This is a genomic window from Pantoea phytobeneficialis (assembly GCF_009728735.1).
Taxonomy (GTDB): domain Bacteria; phylum Pseudomonadota; class Gammaproteobacteria; order Enterobacterales; family Enterobacteriaceae; genus Pantoea; species Pantoea phytobeneficialis.
The window spans coordinates 3166338-3178488 of sequence record NZ_CP024636.1 but is presented as its reverse complement, the minus strand read 5'-3'; the positions used below and the strand labels follow the sequence as shown (position 1 = coordinate 3178488).

Sequence of the window (12151 nt, the reverse complement as noted above, 5' to 3'; positions counted from 1 at the left end):
GCAAGACCTCTTCGTGCTTAGCGCTGTTTACCTGATTCAGCCAGCCACAGCTGCACGGAAGCGCGCTGCCATTGGAACTCGGCATAGTGCTGTAACTTCACCGGTAATGGATCGCCGTGCAATGCCAGACGGTTAATCATCACCGCCAGATCGGTATCGGCAATTGACCATTCACCAAACAGATTCTGCTGCCCATCCGGCAACAGGCGCAGCACCGCGCTGATCAGCTTTTCGGCTGCCTGCTCACCCGCCGGTGTCAGCGGCGCAAAACGTTCGCCGGCAAATAACACTTCGGTCGGACGTTCCTGACGCAGCGCCATGAAATCGCTGCGCAACCACGCCTGAATCTCACGCGCATGGGCGCGCTTTTCACGATCGCGCGGGTACAGGCGTTCATATTCCGGTGCCGGAAAACGCTCCTCAAGATATTCGGCAATCGCCGAGGACTCATTCAGGATCAAATCGTCAATCTGCAAGGTTGGCACCCGGCAGGTAAGTGACAACGCACGATACTCATCATCCCATTGCGCATTACGCGACAGGTCAACGCGTTTCAGGGTGAACGGGATGCCCTTTTCGGTCAGTGCTACGTAGACCGACATGGCATAAGGGCTAAAGAAAGAAGCATCGGACCACAACGTCATGTTCGGGTAATTCATCGGCTGCCTCGGATATGCATCAGGAGTGCTTCATGTTTACCGATTTTTCGCGCATTAGGCAATGGCAGTCAGGCCAGTTGCTGGGGCGGTAAGACCAGTTAAGACTGCGGATTTTTCATCGTAAGCGTCGGCGCGGTCACGCCAGTTATACGCTTCTCTTCTATGCTGAAACTGAGCACATAACAAGCACAAGGAGGCTCAACATGCATCTGCTTATTACTGGCGGCACCGGTTTAATTGGTCGCCATCTGATCCCGCGTCTGCTGCAACTGGGTCAGCAGGTCAGCGTGGTCACGCGCGACGTCGCCGCCGCGCGCGAAAAGCTGGATCCGCGCGTCGCTATCTGGTCCGGTCTGGCGCAGCAGCAGGATTTAAATGGGGTGGATGGCGTGATTAACCTTGCCGGTGAACCCATTGCTGATAAGCGCTGGACCGCCGAACAAAAACAGCGGCTGTGTGAAAGTCGCTGGCAGATTACTGAACGAATCGTCGCTCTCATCAACGCCAGCAGCCAGCCACCGAAATTTTTGATCTCCGGTTCAGCGACCGGATTCTATGGTGATACCGGCGATCTGGTACTTACAGAGGATGATCCCGGACACGAAGAGTTTACCCATACACTGTGTGCCCGCTGGGAACAACTGGCCCAGGCGGCTCAGAGTGAACGTACCCGAGTATGCCTGCTGCGAACTGGCGTGGTGCTGGCGAAAGAAGGCGGTGCACTGGCGAAGATGAAGTTGCCGTTTAAACTCGGCGTTGGCGGCCCGATTGGTAGCGGTAAGCAGTATCTGCCGTGGATTCATATTGATGATTTGGTCAACGCTATCTGGTGGCTGATTGATAATCCGTTACAGGGCCCCTTTAACCTGGTCTCCCCCTACGCTGTGCGCAACGAACAGTTTGCCGCCACGCTGGGTCATGTGATGCATCGCCCCGCTTTTATGCGCACGCCTGCCAGCGCCATCAAACTAATGATGGGCGAGTCTGCGGTTTTGGTACTGGGCGGCCAGCATGTGTTGCCGAAACGACTGGAAGAGTCAGGATTTGGCTTCCGTTGGTATGACTTGCAGGAGGCGCTGGAGGATACGGCGGCGTAAAGATAATAACCCCTGGTAGCGGCGCGATTTATCGCGCAATGTCGTGCGCGATGCAGGAAACACCCGCGCGATAAATCGCGCCGCTACAGCGGGATCGATTATTTCAATGAACCCTTCAGGAATTGTTGCAGGCGTGGGCTTTTCGGATTGTTAAACACCTCATCCGGCGCGCCCTGTTCCTCAATTTTACCCTGATGCAGGAAAATCACATGGCTGGAGACATGACGGGCAAACTCCATTTCGTGCGTCACCACCACCATGGTTTTACCCTCTTCAGCCAGCTTCTGCATGATGCGCAGCACTTCGCCAACCAGCTCAGGATCGAGGGCTGAGGTTGGTTCGTCAAACAACAACACTTCAGGTTCCATTGCCAGCGCACGGGCGATGGACACACGCTGCTGCTGACCGCCAGAAAGATGCACCGGATATTTCGCACGGGCGCGCTCGTCAATACCGACTTTATCGAGATACTTAATGGCACGTTCACGCGCTTCTGCTTTGCTCAATCCTAAAACCTGGATCGGTGCTTCCATGACGTTTTCCAGCACCGTCATATGGCTCCACAGGTTGAAGTGCTGGAACACCATAGTCAGGCGGGTACGCAAGGAACGCAGCTGCTCTTTGTTCGACACCTTTAACTGACCATCGGTATCGCGTACCAGATTGATCTGCTCATTATTGACGGCAATGGTGCCTTCACTCGGTTTTTCGAGGAAGTTAATGCAGCGCAGAAAAGTACTTTTCCCGGAACCTGACGAGCCAATAATACTGATAACGTCCCCGGCATCTGCCTGTAATGACACACCTTTCAGGACTTCATGTTCACCGTAACGCTTATGCAGTTCGGTAACGCTTAATTTATTTTCAGACATAGGTTACTCAATGCGATGAAGAGGGTTTCACATGCGCTAGCCAGCGGCGCTCCGCCATACGGAACAAGCTAATCAGCACGTAAGAGATAATCAGATACAGCACTGCGGCAATGCCAAACGCAACAAACGGCTGATAGGTCGCCGAGTTAATATCACGCGCGATTTTCAACAGATCGGGCACCGTGGCGGTGAACGCCAGCGCGGTGGAGTGCAGCATCAGGATCACTTCATTGCTATACGCAGGCAGCGCAGTGCGCAGCGCCGACGGCAGAATGATGCAACGATACAATTTAAAGGTGGAGAAGCCATAGGCACGCGCCGCTTCAATTTCCCCGTGCGGCACGGCACGAATCGCGCCGGCAAAAATCTCGGTGGTATAAGCACAGGTGTTGAGGGTAAACGCCAGCAAAGTACAGTTAAGACCGCTGCGGAAAAAAGCATTAAGCAATTCGGTGCCCTTCACCACTTCCAGCGTATACATACCGGAGTAGAACACCAGCAGCTGCACATACAGCGGCGTACCACGGAAGATGTAAGTGAACAACCACACCGGGGTGGAGACGAAGCGATTAGGCGACACGCGGGCAATTGCCAGCAACACCGCAAGGCAACCGCCGATCGCCACCGAAATAATCAACAGCCACAGGGTAATGGCGACACCGGTAAAACGGTAACCATCGGTCCAGAGCAGGGATTTCCAATACTCGTGAATAATATCGATCATAGCTCTGCCCTTTTCACACCTACCGAGTAGCGGCGTTCAAGCCACCACAACACGCCATTCGACAGCGTGGTAAACACCAGATAAATCACTCCGGCAACAATCGCGAAGTAGAACGGTTGCCAGGTACTTTTACCGGCCAATTGAGTGGCTTTCACCACATCTTCCAGGCCCAGCAGCGACACCAGCGCCGTCGCCTTCAGGATTACCTGCCAGTTGTTGCCAATACCCGGCAGCGCAAAGCGCATCATCGCCGGAAACAGAATGCGGCGGAAGGTTTGCGAACCGGTAAAGCCAAAGGCGGTAGCGGCCTCAATCTGCCCTTTCGGCACTGCGAGGAAGGCACCACGGAAGGTTTCGGTGAAATAGGCACCGTAGATAAAGCCCAGCGTGATTATACCGGCCACCATCGGGTCGATATCGAACTGCGCCACACCCAGCGCATCAGTCAGGGCATTCAGGGCGATCTGCAAACCGTAGAAAATCAGCAGCATCAGCACCAGATCCGGCACGCCACGGATCAACGTGGTGTAGCCTTCGAACAGCATCGCCAGAGGGCGGCTGCGGGAAAGTTTGGCGCCAGCGCCAATTAAACCGAGCACAACGGCCAGCAACACTGAACTGAGCGCCAGTTCCAGCGTGACCAGGGTGCCTTTCAGAATGACGTCAGAATAGCCATACAGCATGAATTTGATCCTGTCGTGGGGGTAATTAACGAAGCACTGCCCGCACGCGGCGGGCAGTCTGGTCGACAGGTTTTACTCAGTCACCGTAAACATTAAAATCAAAATATTTCTTCGCAATCTTGTCGTAAGTACCGTCTTTACGCATCGCATCGAAGGCTTTATCGATAGCGGCTTTCAGGTCTGCATCATCTTTACGCAGGCCCATACCGGTGCCAACACCAAAGATTTTGTCATCTTTTACTGCCGGGCCAGCAAACGCGTAGTTTTTACCAACCGGCTGCTTCAGGAAGCCTTCGCTCGCCTGCACTTCATCCTGGAACGCCGCATCAATACGACCCGCGTTCAGGTCCTGGTAGACCAGGTCCTGGTTGGCGTACGGCGTGACCGTTACACCTTTCGGGCGCCAATATTCGTTAGCGTAGGTTTCCTGGGTGGTGCCCTGCAACAGGCCGATGTTTTTGCCTTTCAGCGATTCAACAGTCGGCTGAATGGTTGAACCTTTCGGTGCCACCAGACGGGCGTTGGCCGCATAGAGTTTTTCAGAGAAAGCAATCTCTTCCTGTCGTTTTTCAGTAATGGAGAGAGAAGAGATGATGGCATCAATCTTCTTCGCTTTCAGCGACGGGATCAGTGCATCGAAATCACTTTCTACATAGGTACATTTGGTTTTGATGCGTTTACAGATTTCGTTAGCCAAATCAATATCAAAACCCACTAACTGTCCTTGCGCGTTTTTTGATTCAAACGGCGGGTAAGTCGGGTCAGTCCCGATGCGTAGCGTATGCGGTACCGCCGCGAACACGCTCGCGGCGCTGGACATGGCCAGCATCAGAGAAAGAGCCAGAACTCGCTTTTTCATAGGTAACCCTCAAGTGAAGTGCTTTTTGTTATGTGCTGCGTGATGTGTTTGCGCTGATTAATGTGCATGTTTCATGCCAGTTATGCAAATTGGCGAAACGCTGTACAGGCGCACTAAATACTGCGTCCACCAGGGGCGCAAGCACTTAGTTTGTGAGGGAAATATAACAGCGAAGTGAGCAGGAAAAAGCGACATTGTTAACTTTTGGTGCATGAAATGCACGAAGAGTGATCGGACGCGATATTTTGCACCAATTTTGTGCGAAACTGCACCATTTAAGCGCCTTGCCAGCGGGTAAACAGATCCTGTGGCAACTCAATATCGAACTGATCCAGCACACGGTTGACCGTTTGATCCACCAGTTCTCCGATATTTTGTGGACGATGATAAAACGCCGGTACCGGTGGCATAATCACCGCACCCAGTTCTGCGGCGGTGGTCATCATACGCAAATGTCCAACATGGAGCGGTGTTTCACGCACACACAGCACCAGTTTGCGCTGTTCTTTCAGCACCACATCGGCGGCACGCGTCAGCAGGCTATCGCTGTAGCTGTGCACAATGCCGGACAGGGTTTTCATTGAACACGGCAGAATCGCCATGCCAAGGGTCTTGAAAGAACCGGACGAGATACTGGCGGCGATATCGCGCACATCATGCACCACATTGGCCAGCGCCTGCACATCGCGCAGATTAAAATCTGTTTCCAGCGCCAGCGTCTGCCGTGCCGCCTGGCTCATCACCAGATGGGTTTCCACCTCTGCCAGCGGTTGCAGCACCTGTAACAGTCGCACGCCGTAGATGGCGCCGCTGGCACCGGAAATACCAATGATGAGTCGTTTCATAATGATCTTGCTATGCAGGTAAACCCTAATCATAACCCGCAGCGAGAAAAGAAAACAAAAAAAGGTAATCGCCGAAGCGATTACCTTGCAGGATCAAAACATCTTTAATGACATGGGCTGATTAACAGCGAACAAACATAATTTTAGGTTTCGGACCGTCAACACGTTTGCCATTGATCATCACCTTCAACGTATAAGTGGTTGTTTTATAGTGCGGAGTAGCAATCGCCGCAGAGCCGCTTACGTTACCTTTTATATCGGTCTTGTTCTGGTTGAGAAGTTGGATATTGACCAATTTCCCTGCGGTATCTTCTACCGCCAGCACAGACACTTTCTCGCCAATAATCGGGTTTTCGAAGCGATCGCGCAGCGTGATGGTAAAGCCAGCCGGTTTACTCATCTGAACCGACCCGGCTTTTATTTTTCCGTCTGTGGTTTGGCTTTTCCAAATCTGAGCCGAATTGACATCGGCTATGACGGTAAAACGCTTCATTGCTACCGGTTTTTTCTCACCCGCAACACGCACGGTTACGCTGTAGTTACCCGCTTTTTTCTCTACCAGAGTTGCTGACACGTTACCCTGTGCATCAGTTTTCCCGTCATTCGCCGCAGCGATAGTTTTGCCATTTTGGTCGGTGAAGGTGATGATCGCATCCTTAACCGGTTTGCCATTAATATCCGTGGCTTTCACCGTAAAGGTGGCATTGCTGCCTGCGACAAATTTGTTTTCCTTGCTGACAAATGCCAGGTTGGTCACCTTAACCACTTCCGCTTCTTTGGCCTTTAACTTCAGGGTTTGCGGTTGTCCCAACTGTTGGTTGCCGTGATACAACGTCAACGTCACGATACCGTCTTCATGACCTGCGGTCAGATCCACCACGTAGTTGCCCTGCACCTTACCTAATTCACGGAACTGGCCGATGGTCACACGGGAACTGGCACGCATTTTCGTATCCAGCAACGTGGCTTCCAGACGCAGATTATCCGTTTCGTTACTGACCGGATTGCCATTTTTGTCTTTCAGATCAATCACCGCATGGGTCTGGTCAGTACCGTTAGCAATCAGCTCATCAGCACCCAGTTTCAGGGTGGATCTTAACGCATCGGGTTGTGCCGGTTGGGCGGGCTGTTCAGGCTGAGTTTGCTCCGCTTTTTCTACCGTAATCTGTACCTGGGCGCGTGGCGAGGCTTTCCCTTTGTTGTCATAAGCGATGGCGCTCAGGGTATAGTGATTATCCGCACCCTCCTTATAAGTTGGCAACACCAGCGCCGAATTGGCGCCAGTACCGACAACTTTTCCGCCCGCTGCGACCAAGGCCGCGTCATCCCAGACAATTTTGTCCAGACCATGCTTAGCCCAGACGCTCACGCCAAGAGAATGTTGCGTGCCTTCAACGCCCTGAATCGCACTTGCCAGCGAGAAGGTGATCACCGTCTGCTCGCGATAGTCCATCACGATCTGGTTATTACGCGACACCAGATCGTAGCGCGAACCAGCCAGACTGCGCTGTGCGGCTACGGCTTCTGGTGACAGATGCCAGTCCAGAGAGCGGCCAAAATTCCAGTTCAGGTTCAGCCCTATGGTGGTGTCCTCTCCGCGCTGCATACTCATGCGATGTCCCGCATCAATCGTGACCAACGGAACCGGTGTCCAGTTTACCCCGACAGTCGCGACCGATGGATTATGCTGGAGACGATCACGGCTGATCAGTGCAACATTATCACCATAATATTGTTCATATTTTACTTTCGCACCGAGCTGCGGATAGACTGGCAACCAACTGGACAGCTCAATATCCCAGCCATTGGCTGGACGTTCGTCATGGTCGGCGATAAACCGCGAATCATGCCAGCCATTGAGTTTGAAATAGCCGTTGGCGTTCAGCCGCATGGCATCAGTCCCGACTTCAGCACCGATACCGATACGGCGGTTATTGCCGCTGAAATCGTTATCAAAAAAGACGTTATTACCCAACATCCAGCCATCAGCAAAATAACGCGCGCCAACACCGACGTTGCCGGTGGTGCGATCATCCGCGTGACGCACACCTAACTGGCTGAAAATCATGAAATCTTCACGACTGTTCCACAGCGGCAGCAGCACATCACCGGCATAGTTGTATTTTGCAAAATTTTTCGCCGAGCTGATGGCGACACGAGAAGAGCCGCCAAAGCCATTGAGCCACGCTTCCGCCTGTTTGCTGGCCAGCGAGTTCAGTTGGTCCTGGCCGAACTGGCGGGCATCGGTGGTTTTGTCGTTGGCTTTGACATCCGCCTTATTGGTTTTTGGTGCCTGTACGGTGGCGTGCGCCAGCGGCAACGTGGAGGCTTTTACGGCCGGAGCTGCCGGAATCCAGATGGTTTGCCCGGCACCTGCCGCCAGGAAAGCCGCTTTGTCACTCCATTCAAAGGAGTTAATTTCCCAGAGATGATCAACCATCAGGTTATTTTTGCGGGCAATATCCGCCACGCTCTCACCAGGCTGGAGTACGGTAGATTCAACCGCCATATCCTGATATTGCGTGCTCCTTGCATGAGCAACTCCGGTGACACCAACAGTTGAAACCGCGAGTTGCAAAAAAATCGCCGTATAAATAGCGGAATGCTTAAACTTCTTAAATCTCATTTATAAATAACCCAGCAAAGTGAAGACGCTTGTAATCATTAAGCAAGGGGCAAAATAATTTCCTCCTGTGCTTTTTTCGCCGGGCATTCTCTATTCAACTCGCAAAAAACGGTAATGAGATTTTTCACAGAAATTTATGATGAGTTTATCCTGAAATTCATTTCCTGATTTCCCGATATCACACTCCTGAAACCTGAACCATTAATATCTTTATCAAGAAAAAAACCAGTGGAAAAATGATCTACTACAAGAAGTCGCCAACAGGTCACAATAAAATTAACTTTTCGAGGCTGATAATAATGCAATGGGCGATAATTTTATTTTTTCTTTTTAATTAATAAAATAATAACAAAAATCAGCATATCCTCATTGCTACTTAACAGAAAAAAGGCAACCACCGGAGTGGTTGCCTTAAAGGAGAAGAGTGGACTCCCCTGCTATTTAATTGACATTGGTAAATTCCATCGTAGTGCTGGGACCATCAAGACGTTTACCGTCTATCATGACATACAGGTCGTAATAAGCATTCGACGACTGAGTATGCCCAGACAATGTTGCCTCACCAATGACCACACCATCCCCATTGGTTTTGTTGTTTACAATAGTAATTGTCGGCAAGATATCCGATCTTGGTTCCGCTACAACAGTTACCGTTTTGTTAATCAATGCATTTTGGAAGCGATCTTCCAAAGCAATGGCAAACGTTGCTGGTGTCACTGTTTCTACTCCAGCGGTTCCTACTCCTCTGTAAGTTCCCTGTGTGGACTCACCACTTACAACTCGTGCCGAAGCCATATCAGCTATCGCCATATAAGGTCTTTGTTGCATTACTTTACTATGGTCTTGAACACGAACGCCAAGGATCAGATTAGTTCCAACACTTTCTTTTTCTGGCATCCTCATCGTGGTAGACGCCTGACCTTGTGCATTAGTTTTAACCCTGTCGATAATGTTGTTCGCTTGATTAAAGAACTCAACCGTTACATCTGGAACCGGAATATCAAAGCTGTCAGTCACAACAACTGGGAAGTTTACTTCACTGCCAACAACGAATACCTGATCGTTATTCTCGAAGCGAATTGTGGCAGGCTCACTGGCTACGCGCTCCATCGTCACCGGTTTAACATTACCTTCAACACGCTTACCATCAATCATGGCATAAAGGTTATAGGTTACTGTGGTCTCTTCTACAGGGACCTGCAATGTCACCGTTCCGCTCACCTCACCATGTTCATTGGTCTTACCAGCGCCGTTCGCTGTAATTTTGATCTGATTACCATTTTGTTCCGCCTCAAAAACGACAGTTTGATAAATAAGTGGATTTTGGAACCGATCCTGCACTATGGCAGTAAAGGTTGCGGGTGTAATCATTTGTACTACACCATTATTTGTTTTAAATTTTCCAGCCGTGATCTCACTCTGAGCAACTTGCGCTGAAGCCACATCTGCCATCACCATATAAGGTTTATCAACCAAATATTTATCAGAGCCAGCAACACGAATGGCGATGTTATAGTGTTGCGCTTTTTCTTTCATCAGAGTTAAAGATACTTTGCCCTCTGCGTCAGTTATGCCGCCATTATCAGCAATGATGGCATTTCCCTCTCGATCATTAAACTCAAGGGCTGCACCTGAAACGGGCTTACCCTCGCTGTCAGTAGCAATGACGGTATAGGTAAAGCTCTGACCCGCAACAAATTGATTTTCAATAGAAGTGAAGTTAATTTGTGCAACATCTCCCGCATCAGATCCTTTCGCCTTCAACGTCAGTTCCAGATGACCCAATTGCGTGCTGCCATGATACATCGTCAGCATTACTACGCCGGCTTCAGTACCTGCGGTCAGATCCACCACGTAACGCCCTGAACCTTCTTCACGGAATTTGCCGACAGTCACACCGCTATTAGCTGCACGGGTCAGTTTATTCTGCATCTGCGCGTCCAGACGCAAATTACCGGCATTGCCACTAATAAGCTTGCCGTCTTTATCTTTCAGCTCGACCACCAACTCGGTTTTACTTGTACCATTGGCCACAAGTTGCCCATTGATGAGGGTCAAAGTGGTCTGTCCGGCATCCGGCTGGCCCGGCTGCTCAGGAATCTGCTCCGTTTTTTCTACCGTGATTTGTACCTGTGCACGCGGTGAAGCCTTGCCTTTGCTGTCGTAAGCTACCGCACTCAGGGTATAGCTGTTGTTCGCGCCATCTTTATAGGCGGGTAACACCAACGCCGAATTAGCACCTGTACCGGTAATTTTACCGCCCGCCGCCACCAATGCGGCATCGTCCCAGACAATTTTGCCCAAGCCATGCTTCGCCCAGACGCTGACACCCAGCGGCTGTGAAGTGCCTTCCACACCTTTGATCGCGCTCGCCAGTGAGAAGGTAATCACGGTCTGCTCACGGTAATCCATCACAATCTCGTTATTACGTGACACCAACTCATAGCGTGAACCCACCAGGCTGCGCTGATCGGCCACCGCTTCCGGCGAAAGGTGCCAGTCAAGTGATTGACCGAAGTTCCAGTTCAGGTTCAGGCCAACGGTGGTGTCTCCGCCACTCTGCATGCTCTTACGATGACCCGCGTCAACAGTCACCAGCGGTACCGGTGTCCAGTTCACACCCATCGTCACGGCTGACGGATTCTTTTGCAGGTTACTACGGCTCATCAACGCCACGTTGTCGCCATAGAATTGTTCGTATTTAACCTTACCTCCGAGCTGCGGATACATCGGCAGCCAGCTCGCCAATTCGATATCCCAGCCATTGGCTGGACGCTCATCATGATCCGCCAGCAATTTAGACTGATGCCAGCCGTTAAGTCCGTAGTAGCCGTTAGCAGCCAGACGCAGCGCTTCAGTCCAGATCTCAGCACCAAGACCAATACGACGGTTGTTACCGCTGAAATCGTTATCAAAGAAGACGTTATTACCCAGCATCCAGCCATCAACAAAATAACGTGAACCGAAGCCAATATTGCCGGTGGTACGTTCGTCAGCATGACGCGCGCCCAACTGGCTGAAGATCATAAAATCACGGCTGTCCCACAACGGTACCAGCACATCACCGGCATAGTTGTAGTTAGAGAAGTTCTTATCAGAGGAGATGGAAACCCGCGATGACCCACCAAAACCGTTCAGCCAGGACTCCGCTTGCTGGCCCGCCATCGAGTTGAGCTGGTTCTGACCGAATTGACGTGCATCGGTGGTTTTGTCATTTACTTTAACATCAGCCTGCTGTGCTGATTTATTCGCTTTTGTATCCTGCTGGGTCGCTCTTTCCAGCGGTAAGGCTGCTGCTTTGCCAGCCGGTATCCAGATAGCCTGACCGGCAGAAGCCGCCAGGAAAGTGGCTTTATCGCTGAACGCAAACGAGTTGATTTCCCACAGATGATCGACAGATACCTTATTGCGTTTTGCTACGTCTGCAACACTCTCGCCCGCTTTCAGCACCGTGGACTGCACCTTCATGTCCTGCTGCGTACTCGCTTGAGCAACAATGGGCATACCCAATGTCGAAACTGATAGCTGCATAAAAATTGCAGTATAAATAGCCGAGAGCTTAAATTTTTTAAATTGCATTAAGATTTACCCAGTGATTGAAAAACGCCTGAAAAATATCGCCCGGAATAAAAATCGCTGTTTTATTTCGAGCTTTACCGCAGCAAATTTTCAATGCAGTGAGAAAAAATCGTTAATGAGATTACGCGGAATAATTATGGATGAGAAAAATCGCCGCGAACAGGCTATTTTTCTCACTCATAAGCACATCGACAAGTAAAATCTCAA

At 50.9% G+C, this 12151-nt stretch carries 10 protein-coding genes; 2 read left to right on the top strand and 8 right to left on the bottom strand.

Annotation, left to right across the window (positions count from 1 at the left end; genetic code table 11):
- Nucleotides 1-17: 17 nt before the first annotated feature.
- Nucleotides 18-659 carry a glutathione transferase gene (yfcF, locus tag CTZ24_RS14780; protein ID WP_021185090.1) on the bottom strand — a complete coding sequence of 214 codons (642 nt, stop codon included), beginning with the start codon at nt 657-659 and terminating at the stop codon, nt 18-20.
- 203 nt (nt 660-862) lie between these two features.
- Here yfcF and CTZ24_RS14775 point away from each other — a divergent pair, with 203 nt between their 5' ends.
- Nucleotides 863-1756, top strand: a complete 894-nt coding sequence (locus tag CTZ24_RS14775; RefSeq protein ID WP_208723909.1) for a TIGR01777 family oxidoreductase — start codon at nt 863-865, stop codon at nt 1754-1756.
- Between the two features lie 98 nt (nt 1757-1854).
- Here CTZ24_RS14775 and hisP read toward each other — a convergent pair whose 3' ends face one another.
- The 7 genes from hisP to CTZ24_RS14740 all read right to left on the bottom strand — a co-directional run bounded on the left by hisP (nt 1855) and on the right by CTZ24_RS14740 (nt 11944).
- A complete protein-coding gene (hisP, locus tag CTZ24_RS14770; RefSeq protein WP_021185092.1) occupies nt 1855-2628 on the bottom strand; it encodes a histidine ABC transporter ATP-binding protein HisP in 774 nt (257 codons plus the stop codon).
- A gap of 7 nt (nt 2629-2635) precedes the next feature.
- Nucleotides 2636-3352 carry an ABC transporter permease gene (locus CTZ24_RS14765; protein ID WP_021185093.1) on the bottom strand — a complete coding sequence of 239 codons (717 nt, stop codon included), beginning with the start codon at nt 3350-3352 and terminating at the stop codon, nt 2636-2638.
- Nucleotides 3349-4035 (bottom strand): histidine ABC transporter permease HisQ, encoded by a 687-nt coding sequence (locus tag CTZ24_RS14760; protein ID WP_021185094.1) that lies wholly within the window; start codon nt 4033-4035, stop codon nt 3349-3351. The genes CTZ24_RS14765 and CTZ24_RS14760 overlap by 4 nt, the downstream gene beginning before the upstream one ends.
- Before the next feature lie 76 nt (nt 4036-4111).
- Nucleotides 4112-4894: a lysine/arginine/ornithine ABC transporter substrate-binding protein ArgT gene (gene argT / locus CTZ24_RS14755; protein ID WP_208723908.1), complete on the bottom strand. Its 783-nt coding sequence runs from the start codon at nt 4892-4894 to the stop codon at nt 4112-4114.
- A gap of 275 nt (nt 4895-5169) precedes the next feature.
- Nucleotides 5170-5739: a UbiX family flavin prenyltransferase gene (locus CTZ24_RS14750; protein WP_021185096.1), complete on the bottom strand. Its 570-nt coding sequence runs from the start codon at nt 5737-5739 to the stop codon at nt 5170-5172.
- 121 nt (nt 5740-5860) lie between these two features.
- Nucleotides 5861-8248 (bottom strand): inverse autotransporter beta domain-containing protein, encoded by a 2388-nt coding sequence (locus CTZ24_RS14745; RefSeq protein WP_208723907.1) that lies wholly within the window; start codon nt 8246-8248, stop codon nt 5861-5863.
- A gap of 558 nt (nt 8249-8806) precedes the next feature.
- Nucleotides 8807-11944: an inverse autotransporter beta domain-containing protein gene (locus tag CTZ24_RS14740; protein ID WP_208723906.1), complete on the bottom strand. Its 3138-nt coding sequence runs from the start codon at nt 11942-11944 to the stop codon at nt 8807-8809.
- A gap of 13 nt (nt 11945-11957) precedes the next feature.
- On the opposite strand from CTZ24_RS14740, the gene CTZ24_RS26660 reads away from it, so the two are divergent.
- Nucleotides 11958-12143: a hypothetical protein gene (locus tag CTZ24_RS26660; RefSeq protein WP_209012097.1), complete on the top strand. Its 186-nt coding sequence runs from the start codon at nt 11958-11960 to the stop codon at nt 12141-12143.
- Nucleotides 12144-12151: the final 8 nt, after the last annotated feature.